Source organism: Microbacterium sp. WCS2018Hpa-9 (genome assembly GCF_031843745.1).
GTDB lineage: Bacteria > Actinomycetota > Actinomycetes > Actinomycetales > Microbacteriaceae > Microbacterium.
In genome coordinates this window covers 305,757-323,770 of the sequence record NZ_JAVTIY010000001.1, presented here as the reverse complement: position 1 = coordinate 323,770, position 18,014 = coordinate 305,757, and the positions used below count along the sequence as shown (strand labels likewise).

General features: G+C 67.2%; 14 protein-coding genes. 9 read left to right on the top strand and 5 right to left on the bottom strand.

Annotation, left to right across the window (positions count from 1 at the left end):
* The first annotated feature begins 15 nt into the window (after positions 1–15).
* From RQG82_RS01675 to RQG82_RS01665, 3 genes are read left to right on the top strand one after another with little or no spacing between them, the layout of a single operon-like run.
* Positions 16–681 carry a transglycosylase SLT domain-containing protein gene (locus RQG82_RS01675; RefSeq protein ID WP_311257399.1) on the top strand — a complete coding sequence of 222 codons (666 nt, stop codon included), beginning with the start codon at positions 16–18 and terminating at the stop codon, positions 679–681.
* A 9-nt stretch (positions 682–690) separates the two neighbouring features.
* The gene (locus RQG82_RS01670; protein ID WP_311257398.1) at positions 691–978 is read left to right on the top strand and encodes a hypothetical protein; all 288 of its coding nucleotides are present in this window, start codon (positions 691–693) and stop codon (positions 976–978) included.
* The gene (locus tag RQG82_RS01665; RefSeq protein WP_311257397.1) at positions 975–1,694 is read left to right on the top strand and encodes an alpha/beta hydrolase; all 720 of its coding nucleotides are present in this window, start codon (positions 975–977) and stop codon (positions 1,692–1,694) included. Before RQG82_RS01670 ends, RQG82_RS01665 begins: the two co-directional genes overlap by 4 nt.
* Here RQG82_RS01665 and RQG82_RS01660 read toward each other — a convergent pair.
* Positions 1,691–2,752 (bottom strand): AI-2E family transporter, encoded by a 1,062-nt coding sequence (locus tag RQG82_RS01660; RefSeq protein ID WP_311257396.1) that lies wholly within the window; start codon positions 2,750–2,752, stop codon positions 1,691–1,693. The genes RQG82_RS01665 and RQG82_RS01660 overlap by 4 nt on opposite strands.
* Positions 2,753–2,932: 180 nt before the next feature.
* Here RQG82_RS01660 and RQG82_RS01655 point away from each other — a divergent pair, with 180 nt between their 5' ends.
* Together RQG82_RS01655 and RQG82_RS01650 are read left to right on the top strand one after the other, a co-directional pair.
* A complete protein-coding gene (locus RQG82_RS01655) occupies positions 2,933–4,936 on the top strand; it encodes a glycosyl transferase (protein ID WP_311257395.1) in 2,004 nt (667 codons plus the stop codon).
* Positions 4,933–5,862, top strand: coding sequence for a tetratricopeptide repeat protein (locus RQG82_RS01650; protein WP_311257394.1), 930 nt, complete (start codon positions 4,933–4,935; stop codon positions 5,860–5,862). The genes RQG82_RS01655 and RQG82_RS01650 overlap by 4 nt, the downstream gene beginning before the upstream one ends.
* Positions 5,863–5,922: 60 nt before the next feature.
* On the opposite strand, the gene glgB is transcribed toward RQG82_RS01650, so the two are convergent.
* The 3 genes from glgB to glgX form a co-directional block, all read right to left on the bottom strand.
* Positions 5,923–8,127: a 1,4-alpha-glucan branching protein GlgB gene (gene glgB / locus RQG82_RS01645; protein ID WP_311257393.1), complete on the bottom strand. Its 2,205-nt coding sequence runs from the start codon at positions 8,125–8,127 to the stop codon at positions 5,923–5,925.
* Complete coding sequence (locus tag RQG82_RS01640; protein WP_311257392.1) at positions 8,124–10,187, bottom strand: maltotransferase domain-containing protein; 2,064 nt, start codon at positions 10,185–10,187, stop codon at positions 8,124–8,126. Before RQG82_RS01640 ends, glgB begins: the two co-directional genes overlap by 4 nt.
* A 76-nt stretch (positions 10,188–10,263) precedes the next feature.
* Entirely contained in the window at positions 10,264–12,336 is a 2,073-nt protein-coding gene (glgX, locus tag RQG82_RS01635) for a glycogen debranching protein GlgX (RefSeq protein WP_311257391.1), read from the bottom strand.
* A 95-nt stretch (positions 12,337–12,431) separates the two neighbouring features.
* On the opposite strand from glgX, the gene RQG82_RS01630 reads away from it, so the two are divergent.
* Genes RQG82_RS01630 through RQG82_RS01615 form a run of 4 tightly spaced genes read left to right on the top strand, consistent with a single transcriptional unit; the run spans position 12,432 to position 17,554 of the window.
* On the top strand, positions 12,432–13,607 hold the full coding sequence (locus RQG82_RS01630; protein ID WP_311257390.1) for a cysteine desulfurase family protein: 1,176 nt from the start codon (positions 12,432–12,434) through the stop codon (positions 13,605–13,607).
* A 9-nt stretch (positions 13,608–13,616) separates the two neighbouring features.
* Complete coding sequence (gene mnmA, locus RQG82_RS01625) at positions 13,617–14,714, top strand: tRNA 2-thiouridine(34) synthase MnmA (protein ID WP_311257389.1); 1,098 nt, start codon at positions 13,617–13,619, stop codon at positions 14,712–14,714.
* 42 nt (positions 14,715–14,756) lie between these two features.
* The gene (gene ligA / locus RQG82_RS01620) at positions 14,757–17,072 is read left to right on the top strand and encodes an NAD-dependent DNA ligase LigA (protein ID WP_311257388.1); all 2,316 of its coding nucleotides are present in this window, start codon (positions 14,757–14,759) and stop codon (positions 17,070–17,072) included.
* Entirely contained in the window at positions 17,069–17,554 is a 486-nt protein-coding gene (locus tag RQG82_RS01615) for a hypothetical protein (protein WP_311257387.1), read from the top strand. Before ligA ends, RQG82_RS01615 begins: the two co-directional genes overlap by 4 nt.
* A 5-nt stretch (positions 17,555–17,559) precedes the next feature.
* Here RQG82_RS01615 and RQG82_RS01610 read toward each other — a convergent pair whose 3' ends face one another.
* Positions 17,560–18,012, bottom strand: a complete 453-nt coding sequence (locus RQG82_RS01610) for a GNAT family N-acetyltransferase (RefSeq protein WP_311257386.1) — start codon at positions 18,010–18,012, stop codon at positions 17,560–17,562.
* Positions 18,013–18,014: the final 2 nt, after the last annotated feature.

The following is an 18,014-nucleotide window of genomic DNA, read 5'->3' as shown; positions in this document are numbered from 1 at the left end:
AACCCCCGAAACGACATGACACCTCATCGAAACGACGTCACGCCTGTGCCCGCATCGGCGACTCTTTCGGCGCGCAATGGCAGTCGCCGACGGGGCGTCGCGGGCTTCTTCAGCGGCCTTGCGGTCGTCGGCTTCGCCGCGGCCATGGTGGCACCGACCGGGGTCGCACTCGCCCAGCAGCCCGACGCGGTCGGCCCGGAGTCGGCGTACTCGGCGGCGCTCAGCGAGACGCAGAACCTCACTGTCACGGCAGAGGGTGCCGCGATCGCACCCGTTCAGCGAGGCACGTTCTCGGTCTACGTGACGCCCAAGCCGACGCCCACACCGACACCGACGACTGCCCCTTCCGGATCTTCAGGGTCGTCGAAACCCGGCCCCAGCGGTCCTCTCTACTACACCGGCGGCGGAGCCCCCGCCGAGTGGATGGCTGCTGCAGGCATCGCGGAGTCCGATTGGGGCTACGTCGACTACATCGTCTCCCGCGAGAGCGGGTGGAACCCGAACGCGACGAACAAGTCGTCGGGTGCATGCGGTCTCGTTCAGGCACTGCCCTGCAGCAAGGTTCCCGGCAACGGCTACGATCCGATCGACAACCTGCGCTGGGCGACCGGATACGCCACCGGTCGATACGGCAGCTGGGCCGGCGCTCACGCCTTCTGGACGAACAACCACTGGTGGTGAGCCGGTGTCATGTCCCGCTCTCGCAAACGCCGTCCGGCGCGCCCTGACACCGATGACTCGCTCGACCGCCTCCTCGCGTCATGGAAGCGCACCGAGGTAAGACGCGGCTCGGAGTGGACCGTGCAGCCGGTGTCTGCGGTGCAAGCTCTGAAGGAGTACATCTGCCCCGGATGCGGGCGCAGCGTCGTGCCGGGCACGGCGCACCTCGTGGTCTGGCGCGCAGACGGAGTTCTCGGCGATGCCGCGGATCTTGCCGCGCGACGGCATTGGCACACACACTGTTGGAGGATTGCATGAGCATCGAGATCCGTGGACCGATCGAGCTGCCGGCGCTGCGCGAGGACATCGTGCTGGAGACCGCTGATGAGTTGACTCTCGTGGGCGAGCTGGCGATGCCCGAGTCATCAGCACCTGCGGCCACCCTGGTCACGCTGCACCCGCTTCCGACGGCCGGTGGGTTCATGGACTCTCACATCATCCGCAAGGCCGCCGCGCGACTGCCTGCGCTGGCTGATCTCGCTGTGCTGCGTTTCAACACCAGGGGCACCACCTCACCGCGTGGCACCAGCGATGGCGCCTTCGACGGGGGAGCGGCAGAGCAGTTCGACGTCGCAGCGGCGATGGAGTTCGTGCGCGAGCGCGGTCTTCCGCGCCCATGGCTGCTCGGCTGGTCGTTCGGCACCGAACTCGCCCTGAAATACGGGCGGGAGCATGACGTCGAGGGCATCATCCTTCTCTCCCCGCCGCTCCACCGGGCGACGGATGCCGAGGTCGCGGCGTGGGCGGGCTCCGACGTCGAGGTCGTCGTACTCGTTCCCGAGCTCGACGACTACCTTCGCCCGGCAGAAGCACGCGAGCGCTTCGCGGCGATCCCTCACGCGAAGCTGATCGCCGTCGAGGGTGGCAAGCACCTCTGGGTGGGCGAGAGCCAGACGCGGCGCGTCCTCACCGAGATCGTCGCAGCGGTGAACCCGGAGGCTCTCCCGCTGCCGACCGAGTGGGTTGCTGTCTAGAGCTCGTTCATCCGGGGGATCAGCACCTGTCGGTAGAGGATCAGGATGCTGGCCGCCACGGGGATCGCGATCAGCGCACCGAGCAGGCCCAGCAGGCTGCCGCCTGCCAAGGCCGCGACAACGACGACCGCGCCCGGGACTGATACGGCGCGGCTCATGATCCTCGGGGATATGATGTACGCCTCGATCTGCATGTAGATGAGGTAGTAGATGGCCGCGGCGATCGCTGTCGCCGGTGAGCCGAGCCCGGGGATCAGACACACGAGGACGATGATCGTCGAACCCGTGAGAGTGCCGACGAGCGGAATCAGCGAGAAGAAGAAGGCCACCACGGCGAGGACGGCGGGGAACGGCGCATCGATGATCGTGAGGAAGATCATGCTCAGGATGCCGTTGATGACGCCCTGGGTGACCTGCCCCATGACGTAGTAGCCGACCGAATCGGTGATCTGCTCGGCCAGGTCGATGAACCGTTCGCGCTTCGACGCGGGGGCGAGCTGATAGACGGCGCGCTTGAGTGAGGGCGTGGAAGCGGTGAGGTAGATCGTGAGGATGAGGATGATGAACGCGCCGAACAGGCCGCTCACGACAGCACCGCCGGCCGCGAGGACGCTCTGGCCGATCGAGCCACCGATCTGGGCGAGGTTCGTCTCGAGCCAGTTCGTGACATAGGCGAAGACGTCGTCGACCTTGAGATTGGGGAATGTTTCGACCATCCACTGGCGCAGGTCTGCGAGGAATGTGCCTCGTTGAACGATGGCCGTGATCTCGGCGATGAGCTGCGAGATCTGGTCGACGAGCACCGGGATGACGATCAGGATGATGCCCGCGAACACACCGAGAACCGCGAGGATCGTGATGAGCACCGCGAGCCAGCGGGGGAGCCGTCTGCGTTCGAGGAACGAGACGAGCGGGTCGAGGCCCAGGCTGAGGAAGAGCGCCGTTCCGACGTAGAGCAGCACGGTCGAGAGGCTCTCCACGCTGCCGATCAGCAGGATGCCCAACCCCACGCCGAGCGTCGCCACGAGAGCGGTACGGAACGGGTTGTGGATCTTCATCGCTGCTCCTCGGAATGCGGGACTCTGCAAGCGTATCCACCGCATCGCGACTGGCCGCGACGACGTGCCGCATGCGACTCGGGCGTGCCCCTCGTGGGCAACACACAGCTGATTTCGCTAGTCTGAAATGTCGAGTGTTGCGACTCGGGCGTGCGTCCGGGTCGTGTGAGGAGACTATTCGTGCGTTTCGTATGGGCCGTCATGGCCTTCGTGCTGGCTGCGGGACTGATCGCTGCGGGCATCGCGCAGCGAACCATCTTCATGGGTCCGTCGACCCAGGAGGTCTCAGTCGCTGTAGAAGAACCTGCCCCCTACGTGTTGTTGGACGGTGACGTCCTGCGCGAGCACCCGGGGTCTCAGACCCTGCTCGTGCGTGGAGAAGGTGAGATCTTCGCGGCATACGGCCGGACGGCCGACATGGAGGCGTGGCTGGCCGACGCCTCGTACAACCACGTGACCGCAGGCAAGGACGGCGAGCTTGAGGCCGAGCTGATCCCTGCCGGCGCCACTGCCGGCGATGATGCGACAGCGAGCCCTGCTCCGACGGAGAGCCCTGCCCCCGCGGAGACTCCGGTCCCGTCCGAGACTCCGGCCGAAGACGGCGCGGCCGCAGAGCCGGGCCGCAATCCGGCCGGTTCCGATCTCTGGCTGGATTCGTTCACCGAGACCGACGCTCTCATCGTCGACAACATGCAGCTCCCCGAGGGGGTCAGCATGATCATCGCGTATGACGGCACCGCAGATGCTCCTGACGACATCGTGGTCTCGTGGCCTCTCGACACGTCCACGCCTCTTGCCGGCCCGCTCATGGCGGCGGGCGCCGCGATGCTCCTCGTCGGCCTCGTGCTCTATGTCCTCGCCATCCGCCATCAGCGCCGAGGGCGAGGCCCCCGTCGCAAGGGTCCTGGCCCCCTCCCGGCGACTGAGCCGATCGATGTGGCACAGCTGCCGCCATCGGAACGCGCAGCGATCGAGCGAGCCGACGCACCCGACGACTCGGTTCCCTCCGCTGAGGGCACGGCGCCGACCGCAGCAGGCCACGAAGGCGCGGATGACGCGGCCGGCGCGGAAGACACCGACCGCGATCGCAAGTCAGAGAGGCGTGCGACGACCACGGTCCGCAAACGCCGCCTGCTGGCGCTGCCCGCCCTCGCGGTGACCGCGCTGCTCGCGACCGGCTGCTCGCCCGACTCCTGGCCGCAGTTCGGCGAGGGGACGCCGTCACCATCGCCCAGCGCGACGGTGATCGCCCCGGAAAACCAGAAGCCCCCTGCAGTGACCGAGACGCAGGCGAGACGAATCCTGCAGGAGGTGTCGACGACCCTCGCAGACGCAGACGCGGCGATGGACATAGCTCTGGCGGGGACCCGTCTCGATGGCCCGGCGCTGACGGCTCGGACGACCGAGTACGCGCTTCGCACCGCTCTTCCGGAAACCCCGGTGCCTGCGGCTATCCCGACCGACGATGTCGAAGTCGTGCTGCCCGAGGCCACCGACCGTTGGCCGCGCACGGTGCTGCTGCTCTCGAAGGACGCAGGAGACGACACTGTTCCGCCCGTGATCCTCACGATGACGCAGCAGGACCCGTGGTCGAACTACAAGGTGACCAACATGGCCGAGATGTCGGCCGACGCCGTCTTCCCCGAGGTGGCCGCGCCCTGGCTCGGCACCTCGCTCGTGCCGGACGACTCTGCGTTCCTCACACTCCCGCCGAGTGAGCTCGCTGCGACATTCGCGGACATCGTCGATGCGGGTGAGACCAGCGCGTCCTACGGGCTCTTCGATGAGATCTCCCAGAATCTCGCCCAGTCGATTCGCGACAGCCGTCAGGCCGTCGTGCAGAACCTGGCGGACAACGGCGCCGCCGAGACCTCGCAGACTGCGTTCGACATCATCCCTGCGGATTCCGCACCGGTGTCGATGGCCACGCTCGACAGTGGAGCGATCGTGGCTGTCTCGCTCGTCGACACGGAGTCGGTGACGCCGACATCGGCGGACGCGGTCATCCGCTTCGGAGACAACGCGCAGGCGAAGGCCCTGACGGGCGTCTCCGAGTCCGCCAAGGGCGTGACGACCAAGTACGAGTTCCAATTGTTCTTCTCCGTTCCCGCGCAGGGTTCGACGGAGCAGATCCGTCTTCTGGCAGTCCGACAGGACCTTCTCTCCGTCGAGGTGATCAAGTGACCGATATCTCTCCCGCCGCGCTCCGAGGAGCCGTCGACCTCTCGTCTCTGCGAAACCGCCCGGCAGCGCCGGCTGCGGCAGCGCAGAGCCCTGCTGCCGGTGCTGTCGACATCGTGGTCGATGCGACCGACGAGTCGTTCGGCCAGATCCTCGAGCTCTCACGCACTGTGCCGGTGGTCGTCGATCTCTGGGCCGAGTGGTGCGGTCCGTGCAAGCAGCTGAGCCCGATCATCGAGAAGGTGGCGCGCGAACTCGGCGGCAAAGTACTCCTCGCCAAGGTCGATGTCGACGCCAACCCGCAGTTGGCCCAGGGCTTTCGCGCCCAGTCGATCCCGATGGTCGTCGCGCTCATCGCCGGTCAGCCGGTCCCGATGTTCACGGGTGCGGTTCCCGAGCAGCAGGTCAGAGAGGTCTTCGCACAGCTGCTCCAGCTTGCAGCCCAGAACGGGGTGACCGGCACGTTGAACGTCGGCGAAGCACCTGCGGGGCAGGAGGCGCCGGAGGAACCGTCGATGCCGCCCCTGCACGCCGAGGCTTTCGCCGCCATCGAGACCGGTGACTACGCTGCGGCGATCGCGGCGTATGAGAAGGCTCTCGCAGAGAATCCTCGCGATGAGGATGCGATCTCCGGCCTGGGGCAGGTGCGACTGCTCGACCGCGTCCAGAAGCTCGACCTGCACGACGCGCGGGCCGCGGCTGCGGCCGGGCCGCGAGACATCCAGGCGCAGTTCGATGTCGCTGATCTCGACCTCGCCGGTGGCCATGTCGATGATGCGTTCGGAAGGCTGCTCGACCTGTTCGCTCAGCTGCCGTCGGACGAGCGGACGCCGGTCCGCGAGCGTTTGATCGAGCTGTTCGGCCTGATCGGCGCCGCGGATCCTCGCGTCATCACTGCTCGCAACAGGCTTTCCTCATTGCTTTTCTGATGCCGCACCACGGCTGACCAGCCCGAGGCGGGTCAGCCGTGGCTTCTCAGCCGCGCTTGGTCAGCCGTGGCTGATCGTGGGCACGTGGGGCTCGCCCTCGTGACGCAGCCAGATGGTGGACAGCGCGGGAATCGTGACCGTCGCCACGGCAGGTCCGCCCTCGTCGGAGTGCGCGACGACCATGCCGAGGTTGCCTGAGCCGCGGCCGCCGTACTCTGCGGCATCCGTGTTCAGGATCTCCTGCCATACGCCTTCGACGGGCAGAGCGAGGCGGTGGCCGCTGCGCTCGACGCCGGCGAAGTTGCTGATCACGACGACACGGCCGCCGTGGGCGTCACGGCGCTCGAACGCGATCACGTTCGGGTCCCAGCTCGGAGCGCCGAGACGCGCGAACGATGAGCCGTCATTGTCGCGCTCCCAGAGCGGTGCCTGAGCTCGATACGTGCGATTGAGCTGGCCGACGAAACTCTGCAGCTGCGCATGCGAGGGCTGCTCCAGCAGCCACCAGTCGAGTTCGCGGGATTCGGACCACTCCGCCAGCTGCCCGAACTCCTGCCCCATGAAGAGCAGCTTCTTGCCAGGATGACCCCACATGTAGGCCAGGTATGCACGGACGTTCGCGAGCTTGTGCCAGTGGTCGCCGGGCATCTTCGCAAGAAGGCTGCCCTTGCCGTGCACGACCTCGTCGTGGCTGATCGGCAGCAGATAGTTCTCTCCGAACGCGTAGACGAAGGAGAACGTCATCTCACCTTCGTAGTGCGCGCGGTACATCGGGTCGCGTTCGATGTACTGGAGAGAGTCGTTCATCCAGCCCATGTTCCACTTGAACCCGAAGCCGAGTCCGGCGTGGTCGGTCGGTGCGGTGACGCCGGGGAAGCTCGTCGACTCCTCCGCGATCATCAGCACGCCCGGATGCAGGCGATAGGCGGTCGCGTTGACCTCCTGCAGGAAGCGGATCGCCTCGAGGTTCTCCCTGCCTCCGTGGATGTTGGGCTCCCACTCGCCTTCGTTGCGGGAGTAGTCGAGATAGAGCATCGAGGCCACAGCGTCCACTCGAAGGCCGTCGACGTGGAACTCGCTCAGCCAGAAGAGGGCGTTGGCCACCAGGAAACCGCGAACCTCGGGCCGGCCGTAGTCGAAGATCAGGGTTCCCCAGTCCTGGTGCTCGCCGCGTCGCGGGTCGGGGTGCTCGTACAGCGGCTGTCCGTCGAACTTCGCGAGGGCGAAGGCGTCCTTGGGGAAGTGCCCGGGCACCCAGTCCATGATCACGCCGATTCCGGCCTGATGGAGCTGATCGATCAGGTACCGCAGATCGTCTGGGCTGCCGAAACGACTCGTCGCCGCGTAGTACCCGCTGACCTGGTAGCCCCACGAGCCACCGAACGGGTGCTCGGCGAGGGGCATGAACTCGACGTGTGTGAAACCGGCCTCGTCGACATGAGCGATGAGGGGCTCTGCGGCCTCGCGGTAGCTCAGGCCACCGCGCCAGGAGCCGAGGTGCACCTCGTAGATCGACAGCGGCTGGGCGACCGCATGGGTCGCTGCACGGCGAGTCATCCACGCGCCGTCCGACCAGTCGTAGGTCGACTGGGTGATGACCGATGCTGTCTCGGGCGGGACCTGAGCGGCCTGCGCCATCGGGTCGGCCTTGAAGATCCAAGAGCCTCCGCGGGTGCAGATCTCGTACTTGTAGGTCGTGCCGATCGCGAGGTCGGGAATGAACAGCTCCCAGATGCCGCTCACGCCCATCGAGCGCATCGCGTGCGCTTCGCCGTTCCAGCCGTTGTGCTCGCCGGCCACTCGAACCGCCGTGGCATTAGGAGCCCACACCGCGAACGCGACGCCGGGTTCGCCTCCTACCGTCTGTGCGTGCGCTCCCAGCACCTGCCACAGCTGCTCATGTCGTCCCTCTGCGATCAGATGCAGATCGACGTCACCGAGGGTGGGCAGGTGACGGTAGGGGTCGCCGCTGACGGTCTCGTCGTCGTCGCCGTATGCGGTGGCGATCCGATACGGAACCGGCGCGCCGTCGTGCTGCGCCTCCCAGATGCCGTGCGCGACGTGATCGAGGTCGAGTCTGCTCCCGTCCCGGAAGACTGCCGCCACGGAGGAGGCGAGAGGACGACGGGCTCGGATCACCGTGACGGTACGATCGCTCGCATCCGTGAACGGGTGCGAGCCGAGCACGGCGTGCGGGTCGTGGTGGGAGCCGGCCGCCACTGCGGCCCAGTCCGACGACGTCGTGGCATCTTCGACGTAGCTCATGCTCGTCTCCTCACCTTCAGTATGTGCACCGGTTCGGCGAAGGCGTCGAGGCGCACGTAGTTGTGGTCGGCCCACGTCCAGACGGCACCGGTCAGCAGGTCCTCGACCTCGAACGGCTCGCCCTGCGGCACGCCCCAGATCGTCGTGTCGAGGTGGACTGTGGTCTCGCGAACGGAGTGCGGATCGACGTTGGCGATCACGAGGACCGTGTCGGAGTGGCCGGTGCCGGTGAAGGCCGCATCGAGGTGCTTGCTGTACACGAGCACAGAGTCGTCATCGCTCCAATGCACGGAGAGGTTGCGGAGCTGACGCAGAGCCGGATGCGCGCTGCGGATCTCGTTCAGTCGGCGCAGCAGAGGGGCCAACGAGTCGCCGGCGGCCTCTGCACCCTCCCAGTCACGGAACTTGAACTCGTACTTCTCGTTGTCGATGTTCTCCTCGGAGCCGGGACGTGCGACATTCTCGAAGAGCTCGTAGCCGGCGTACACGCCATAGACAGGGGCAGCGGTGGCCGCGATGCATGCGCGGATCCGGTAAGCCGCGCGTCCACCGAACTGCAGATACTCGGTGAGAATGTCATGCGTGTTCACGAAGAGGTTCGGTCGCATGTAGTCACTGGTCTCGTGTGTGACGCTGGTGAGGAACTCCTCGAGCTCCGCCTTGGTGTTACGCCAGGTGAAGTAGCTGTAGCTCTGCTGGAAACCGACGGCGGCAAGCGCTCGCATCACGGCAGGGCGCGTGAAGGCCTCAGCGAGGAAGATCACGTCCGGGTCCTGGGCGTTCACTGTGGCGATGAGCCACTCCCAGAACTGCAGCGGCTTCGTGTGCGGATTGTCGACCCGGAAGATCTTCACGCCCTCGCGCACCCAGTGCCGCACGATGCGCAGCATCTCCTGGTAGATGCCGGCAGGGTCGTTGTCGAAGTTCAGGGGGTAGATGTCCTGGTACTTCTTCGGAGGGTTCTCCGCGTAGGCGATGGTGCCGTCGGGAAGGGTCGTGAACCACTCGGGGTGCTCATCGACCCAGGGGTGATCCGGAGACGCCTGCAGAGCGAGATCGAGAGCGACCTCCAGCCCCTCGTTCTTCGCAGCTCGCACGAAGGCGCGGAAGTCGGCCGGTTTGCCGAGCTCGGGGTGGATCGCGTCGTGACCGCCGTCGGCAGACCCGATCGCGTACGGCGAACCAGGGTCCCCCGGTTCGGTCGTCAGCGTGTTGTTCCGGCCCTTGCGGTTCGTCGTCCCGATCGGATGCACGGGCACCAGATAGATGACGTCGAATCCCATTGCGGCGACCGCGGGAAGGCGCTTGGCGGCCGTCCTGAACGTCCCGCTCTTGATCGTGCCGTCCTTGAGGCGCTTCGCGCCCTCTGAGCGAGGGAAGAACTCGTACCATGCGCCGACGCCTGCCGCAGTCCGCTCGACCAGCAGAGTGTGCACCGCTGACGCCGAGCGCAGTGTCATGAGCGGCCGGTCACGGAAGAATCCGGTGAGCTCTGGGTCGGTCGAGGCAGCGGTCGTGGTTGCCGCATCGCCCCCGTCCAGCGCTGCGGCGATGTCACTGAGACGTCTGCGTTGAGCTGCGGGGCGGTCCTTCTCGGCCGCTGCGCGCGTGAGCAGTTCGGCCCCGAGCGCCGCCATCACCGGCACGTCGACGCCGACGGCGACCTTCACCTCGGCGGCATGAGCCCAGGTCGCGAAGTCGTCGGAGAACGCCTCGAATCGATACGTCCATCGCCCCTGAAGGTCGATCGCGATCTCGGCGCCCCAGCGATCGGTGCCATCGAGGAAAGGGGTCAGGCGGTGCAGCGTCTCGTCGCCGTCCGGTGAGGTCAACCGGAGCTGCACGCCGATCAGGTCGTGCCCCTCGCGGAAGGCGACCACGCTGAACGGCACCACCTCGCCGACGAAGGCCTTGGGCGCGAAACCGCCCGGCACGGACGGTGTGCCGCCGACCAGCGGTATGCGAGTCGCGACGAGCCCGTCGCCGTCCGAGACGGCGCCCAGCGGGCGCGACGGGATCTGTGCGGGGCTTCGGAGAGCCTTCGGACTGGTGCTGCTCATACGTGCGGCCACCCCCCGAATGTACCGCTCCCGACGTTGAGCGGGTAGCTCGCGGAAGGCACCGGCGCGCCGCCCGTCATTCCACGCGGAACAGTCGCATGGAGGTGCCGGGGATGGGCAGGATGTCACCTGGGGCGAACACCTCACCGCCGGCGTCCGGCCGGTCGTCTGCACTCGACCAGAGCGAGACGAATCGCGTCGCATCCTCGAGCTCCTCCGGGAGGCGCACGTCGATGGGCGACTCCGTGCCGTGCACGATGAGGAGGATCCGATTGGCCGCCTCACGGTCGGGTGTCGAGGCCGCGACGTACTGCAGCGTGCGGTTCCCGGGGTCCGTCCACTGCTCGCTCTCCATCGTCTCGCCGTTCTGGTCGAACCAGTCCATGACGGATGCGTTGGGGATGTGCTCGCCGAGTCGGGCGTACTTGCTCGGACGCAGGGCGGGGTTCTCAGAACGGAGCTGGATGAGCCGAGCGACGTGCGCGCGCAGGTCCTCCTGCCACGGCTCTGCGTCCCATCCGAGCCAGGTCATCGAAGAATCCTGGGCGTAGGCGTTGTTGTTGCCGCGCTGGGTGCGCCCCACCTCGTCGCCTGCGGTGAGCATCGGGATCCCCGCGGACAGCAGAAGGGTGCCGAGCAGATTGCGCATCGCCTTGCGACGTGCGGCGAGGATGGCCGGGTCGTCGGTCGGTCCCTCGATGCCGTGGTTGAACGCACGGTTCATGTCGGCGCCGTCGCGGTTCTGCTCGCCGTTCGCCTCGTTGTGCTTGACGTCGTACGACACGAGGTCGTGCAGGGTGAATCCGTCGTGCGCCGTGACGAAGTTGATGCTCGCGAGCGGGCCTCGTTCGTCGGCGAAGGTGTTCGACGAGCCGGCGAGACGCGTGGCGAAGCCGCCGATGCCGACCGGAGCGGAGGCACGACGCGCGTAGTCGATGTCACTCAGCCAGAAGTTCCTCACCCGGTCGCGGTAGCGGTCGTTCCACTCCATCCACCCGTTCGGGAAGTTGCCCGTCTGCCAACCGCCCATGCCGACATCCCATGGCTCCGCGATGAGCTTGGTCTCGCTGAGGATCGGATCGTTGGCGATCGCGGTGAGCAGCGGATGCTCCGGCGTGTAGGTGTGTGAGCCGTCGCGCGCGATCGCTGCGGCGAGGTCGAACCGGAATCCGTCGATCTGCATCTCCTGCGCCCAGTAGCGCAGCGAGTCGAGCACGAGTCGCGCGCCGGCATCGGTCGAGGTGTCGAGCGTGTTGCCGCACCCCGTCGTGTCGATGTACGCGCCGGACGCGTCCTGTCGGTAGTAGCTCGCGTTGTCGATGCCGCGCAGACTCGAGCGAGGACCGCCGAGGCCCTCTTCCGACGTGTGGTTGTAGACGACGTCCAGGATGACCTCGAGCCCGGCTTCGTGCAGCAGCCGCACCATGCCCTTGAACTCGGCGAGAACGGCCTCAGGGCCGCCCTTGCGGGCGTCCTCGGTCGCATAGGCGTTGTGCGGTGTGAAGAAGTTGAGGGTGTTGTAGCCCCAGTAGTTCGTGAGGCCGCGCTCGAGCAATCGCGGCTCCGGCACGAAGGCCTGAACGGGAAGCAGCTCGATCGAGGTGATGCCGAGAGAATGGAAGTACTCGATCATCGCCGGGTGCGCGAGCCCTGCATATGTGCCGTGCAGAGCAGGCGGCACATCGGGCTGGCGCTTGGTCAGCCCCTTCAGATGGCCTTCGTAGATCACGGTCCGGTCGAGCGGGATCCGCGGCTTGACGGACTCCCCCCAGTCGAACCCGTCGACGATCACGACGGAGCGCCACTCTTCGTAGCCGTCGCCCTGGGCGAGACCTCGAGCATAGGGATCGAGCAGGAGGGTCTCGGGGTTGAACGTGTTCCCCGGACCGTGCGGGCCTCCCACGCGGATCGCGTATCGGGTTCCCGGCTGGAGCAGCTCTGTGGTCACTTCCCAGATACCGCCGGGAAGGCGTTCGAGGTCGACCTGATCGATCACCCAGTCGAGGTCGGTGGCATCGAAGACGACGAGCTCGATGGAGGACGCGTTCTGCGACCAGACGCGGAGGGTTCCGACGCCGTCGTGAAGGCGCACACCGAGGTTGTCGAGTGCAGTGCCGCCGGGCACGGTGATGTCTCGGATCGCGGGCATGAATACACCCTAGAGGTCTGCACTCGGGTCCCAGGACAGCATGTACTCAGTTCCATGTGCACGCCACCACCGGGAAAATGGGGGAGAGTGGAGGAATGCAGCACTATCTCGACCACGCGGCGACGACGCCCTTGCGCCCGGAGGCGCGGGCGGCCTGGCTCGACGCGAGCGAGATGGTCGGGAACGCGTCATCGACCCACGGTGCGGGGCAGGATGCGAGGCGCCTGCTGGAGGAGTCTCGCGAGCGCACCGCAGGGGTGCTCGGGTGCGATCCGATCGAGGTGATCTTCACCTCGGGGGGTACGGAGTCGATCAATCTCGCCCTGCAGGGGCTCTGGAATGCGCGCCCTTCCGGCACCGATGCCATCGTGATGCCGGATGCCGAGCATCACGCGACCGTGGACACGGTCGAGGCTCTGGTCGCGGCGGGAGCGGTGCTGCGCGCTGTACCGGTATTTCGCACGGCGTCCATCGACGTGGGAGCGTTCGCGGATCAGCTTCCGGGTGCGGCGCTCGCAACCGCGCTGGTCGCCAACAACGAGGCGGGGACGATCAATGACGCCGCGGAGCTGGCCTCGTCGGCTGCGGCGGCTCTCGTTCCCCTTCACCTCGATGCGGTGTCGGCACTCGGTCATCTTCCGCTGTCCTTCCGAGCGCTGAGAGGCGACGCCCCGGATGCAGCCGGCCTGGTGGCGATGAGCGTCGCGGGACACAAGATCGGGGCGCCGGTCGGAGTCGGCGCATTGGTCGCAGCTCGCACCGCGCGGCTCTCCGCGCTCCTTCGCGGTGGCGCGCAGCAGAGAGGGCTCCGTGCCGGGACGCAGGACGTGGCGGGCGCAGCGGCGTTCGCCACCGCGCTCGAACTCGCCGAGTCGGAGCGGGAGTCGGAGTCGACTCGACTCGCGGCGATGCGTGATCGGCTGGTCGACGGCATCCTGACACGAGTGCCGCAGGCTGAGCTGCTCGGCGACAGTTCGCGGCGGCTCCCGGGCAATGCGCACGTCCTCTTCCCCGGCGCGGTGGGGGAGAGCCTGCTCTTCCTCCTCGATATGGCGGGTATCGCCGCGTCGACCGGATCGGCGTGCCAGGCAGGGGTCGCAGAGCCGTCGCATGTGGTGATGGCCATGGGGCGCACCGAGCAGGATGCACGCAGCGTGCTCCGGTTCTCGCTGGGACGCACCTCCACGGATGCCGACGTCGATGCGGTGCTCGCATCGATCGCCGATGCTTATGCGAGGGCTTCCGGCTCCGGCTCAGCTGCACGCTCGTAGACTGGCACTATGAGGATTCTTGCGGCCATGAGTGGCGGAGTGGACTCCGCAGTCGCGGCCGCGCGGGCAGTGGAGGCGGGGCACGACGTCGTCGGAGTGCATCTCGCTCTCTCCCGCGCAGGCGGCACGCTGCGCACCGGCAGCCGGGGCTGCTGCACCATCGAGGACGCTCTCGACGCCCGACGGGCTGCCGATCTCCTCGGCATCCCTTTCTACGTCTGGGATTTCTCGGAGCGGTTCCGCGAAGACGTGATCGCCGACTTCGTGTCGGAGTACCAGGCGGGGCGCACTCCCAATCCCTGCATGCGGTGCAACGAGAAGATCAAGTTCGCCGCTCTGCTCGAGCGAGCGATCGAGCTCGGTTTCGATGCCGTCTGCACGGGGCACTATGCGACGCTGATCCCCACGGAAGCCGGCCTCGAGCTGCACAGGGCTGCCGACAACGCGAAGGATCAGTCCTATGTGCTGGGTGTGCTGACGGCCGAACAGCTCGCGCACACCTACTTCCCGCTCGGAACCACACCGTCCAAGGCCGTCGTACGTGCGGAAGCGGAAGCGCGCGGTCTGAGCGTGGCCCAGAAGCCCGACAGCCATGACATCTGCTTCATCCCTGACGGCGACACCAGAGGCTGGTTGGCCGAGAAGGTGGGCACCGCGACAGGCGAGGTCGTCGACCGCAGCGGAGCCGTCGTCGGGTCTCACGAGGGTGCGCATGCGTTCACCGTCGGCCAGCGCCGCGGGCTCAAGCTCGGGGTTCCCGCCCCCGACGGCAAGCCTCGATTCGTGCTGGAGGTTCGGCCAGTGTCGAACACCGTCGTCGTCGGTCCGAAGGAGGCTCTCGCGACACGCGAGATCTCCGGTGATCGGTTCAGCTGGGCCGGTGCCGCCCCCGAAGATGCGGAGTTCAGCTGTGACGTGCAGATCCGCGCTCACTCGGAACCGGAGCCGGCGCAGGCGTTCGTCTCTGTGGACGGAGTGAGAGTGGTGCCTGATCGACCGCTCGACGGCGTCGCACCGGGGCAGACCGCGGTGCTCTACGTGGGAACACGCGTCCTCGGCCAGTTCACGATCGATCGCACTGTGTCGGCGGTGCCCGTCGGCGCCTAGAGCCGCGCTCGGGATGTCGGTGCTCGCTCGTAGACTGGCGGGGTGCCGGAGAACATCTCGTTGGAAGACGCCCGTGTCGAAGCGGACGAGCTGACCACTCGCATCCTCGAGGCGAAGGACGCGTACTACGGTCGCGACACCTCGCTCGTCGACGACGCCACGTACGACGGATGGATGCACAGGCTCGAAGAACTCGAACGCCTGCACCCCGAGCTTCAGGGCCAGGATTCGCCCACCCAGATGGTGGGTGCCGCCGAAGCGACAGGTCTGGCAACGATCGAGCACGCCGAGCGCATGCTGAGTCTCGACAACGTGTTCTCGATCGACGAGCTGCGCGAGTGGGCAGCGAAGACGCGGGCATCGGCGGGGCGTGACGTCGACTGGCTCACCGAGCTCAAGATCGATGGTCTCGCGATCAACCTCCGATATGAGAACGGCCGACTGACTTCTGCGGCGACGCGCGGCGACGGCCGCGTCGGCGAGATCGTCACCGAGAACGCGCTGCGGCTGCCCGAGATCCCGCTCGAGCTCTCCGGCACGGGCCACCCAGCGATCGTCGAGGTCCGCGGTGAGGTGTTCATCCCGGTTGCGGCGTTCGAGCGCCTGAACGCGGCTCAGGCCGAGTTCCGCGAGCGAGCCTACGACGACGCGCACGCGCGGTGGGAGGCGCGATCTGGCGTGAAGAAGCCGTTCGACGAAGAGAAGGCCCGAACGGCCGCTGCCCGTCGATTCCCCTCCTTCGCCAATCCGCGGAACGCGGCGAGCGGAGGCCTCCGGCAGCAGATAGACAAGAAGAACGGTCTCGAGCTCGAGGCGGGGATGCTGCGCATCGAGTCGCTCGCCCTCTACGTGCATGGCATCGGAGCTTGGCAGGACCCGCCGGTCGCGGCGCAGAGCCAGGTATACGCGCAGCTCGCAGAGTGGGGTCTGCCGACGAGCCCTCACACCAAGGTGTGCACGAGCATCGACGAGGTCGCTGCGTTCGTCGAGTACTTCGGCGAGCACCGTCACGACATCGAGCATGAACTCGACGGCATCGTGGTCAAGGTCGACGAGCTCTCCCTGCACGATGAGCTCGGGGCCACGAGCCGAGCCCCGCGCTGGGCGATCGCGTACAAATACCCGCCCGAAGAGGTGCAGACGAAACTCCTCGACATCGTCGTCTCGGTCGGGCGCACAGGCAGGGCCACGCCGTTCGCGGTGATGGCTCCCGCTCAGGTGGCGGGCTCTGTGGTGAGGCAGGCGACTCTCCACAACAAGGATGTCGTGAAGGCGAAGGGCGTGCTCATCGGTGACACGGTCGTCCTGCGTAAGGCCGGAGACGTCATCCCCGAGGTGCTCGGTCCCGTGGTCGACAAGCGCGACGGCACGGAGCGCGAGTTCATCATGCCCGCAGAGTGCCCCGAGTGCGGCACTCCGCTGCGTCCGATGAAAGAGGGGGACATCGATCTGCGGTGTCCGAATGCGCGATCGTGCCCTGCGCAGGTGCGTGGTCGCGTCGAGCACATCGGCTCACGGGGTGCGCTCGACATCGAGGCTCTCGGCGAAGTCACCGCCGCCGCGCTCACGCAGCCCACGTCGCCGGCCGTCCCGCCCCTCGAGACCGAGGCGGGACTCTTCGCACTCACGCTCGAAGAGATCGTGCCGATCGAGCTGTTCGTCCGCGACGCCGAGACGGGGCTGCCGAAGGAGGACGACGACGGGCTGGTGAAGACACGAGCGCCGTTCCGCCGCAACCCCACGGCCGCAGAGAAGAGGTCCGGCCTCGAGGGGCCGCAGCCGTCGTCGCAGGCCCTCACCCTCCTGGCCGAGCTCGAGAAGGCCAAGACGAAAGACCTGTGGCGGCTTCTCGTGTCGCTCAACATCCGTCACGTCGGACCAGTGGCTGCACGAGCGCTCGCGCAGTGGTTCGGCTCCCTCGATGCCATCCGCGCGGCCTCACGCGACGAGCTCGCTGCGGTAGAGGGGGTCGGGGGCATCATCGCCGACTCGCTGCTCGCATGGTTCGAGATCGACTGGCACCAGGAGATCGTGCAGCGGTGGGCCGAGGCCGGAGTCCAATGGGCGACGCCCGGACATCCGGGCCCGGGGGCTGCCGTCGTCGAAGGAGGCGTGCTCGACGGGCTCACCATCGTCGCGACCGGTTCGCTCGACGGATACACGCGCGACGGTGCACAGGAGGCGATCATCAAGGCGGGAGGCAAAGCCGCGTCGAGTGTCTCGAAGAAGACCGACTTCGTCGCGGCCGGCCCGGGCGCAGGGTCCAAGCTCGGCAAGGCGGAGGAGCTCGGCATCCGCATTCTGGACGCTGCTCAGTTCCACATTCTCGTGACCGAGGGGCCGGACGCGCTCGGATGAAGCGCTATGGACCGTTGATCGTCGTTCCGGGCGCGCTGGCCGTGGGCGATCCGGGTAGGCACCACCTGCGCCTCACACCCGACGCGGTGCTCTTTCGCGAAGGCAGTGAGAATCGAGGCATCGTCCCGTGGGCCCAGGTCGAGCGAGTGCTGCTCGACGTGCCGGTCACGCGGTTCCGGCTGCCGGGGCTCGTCAGCACGATCGTGATCGGTGCGCTGACGTTCCTCGCTCTCTCAGATCTCGGAATGGATCCGGATGACGGCACGGTCGACGTGCTGATCGACGGGGAATCGACCAGCGCACCCTTGAGTCGTCACCATGTCGGCGGGTACTGGGAGCCCGCGGTCGACGGCGCCCACAGGCTGCTGCAGCACCTCATCGACCACCCGGAGCAGCGATCGCTGCTCGCTCGGCCGGAGTCACTCCTCGATGTCGCCGCGCGCCTCGCACGCAGCGGGGCGACCGGAACGTCAGGGTCCTGACGTGACTATGCTTCGGCGATGCGCTGGAGCAACTTCGGTGATCCGGCGAACCCGAGCCTCCGATAGACCGGAACAGCGCGCTCGCTCGAGTGCACAGTGACCCGGGAGGCGCCGGCGCTGTGCGCGTGGGCTGTCGCTGCGTCGACGAGTGCGGTGCCCACGCCTCTGCCACGGTGCTCGGGCATCACGAAAACGCTCTGGATGTCGGCAGAGAGACGATCGCTCGCTCCGGGGCTCGGCACTCGGGGGAGCAGTGCGACCCATGCCGCGCCGACCGTCGCATCCTCGATCTGCGCGATGAACGCAGAGTGCGTGGCCTGATGGGCTTCCCACCAGGACCCGAGCGCTTCCACGAACGAGTCGAACTCCGCGGGGTCAGCGTCGTCAGCGGCTCTGTCGATCCACTTCAAGCGCGCCAGGCCCCGAACATCGTCGGGGCCTGCGCGCTCGATGTGCATGT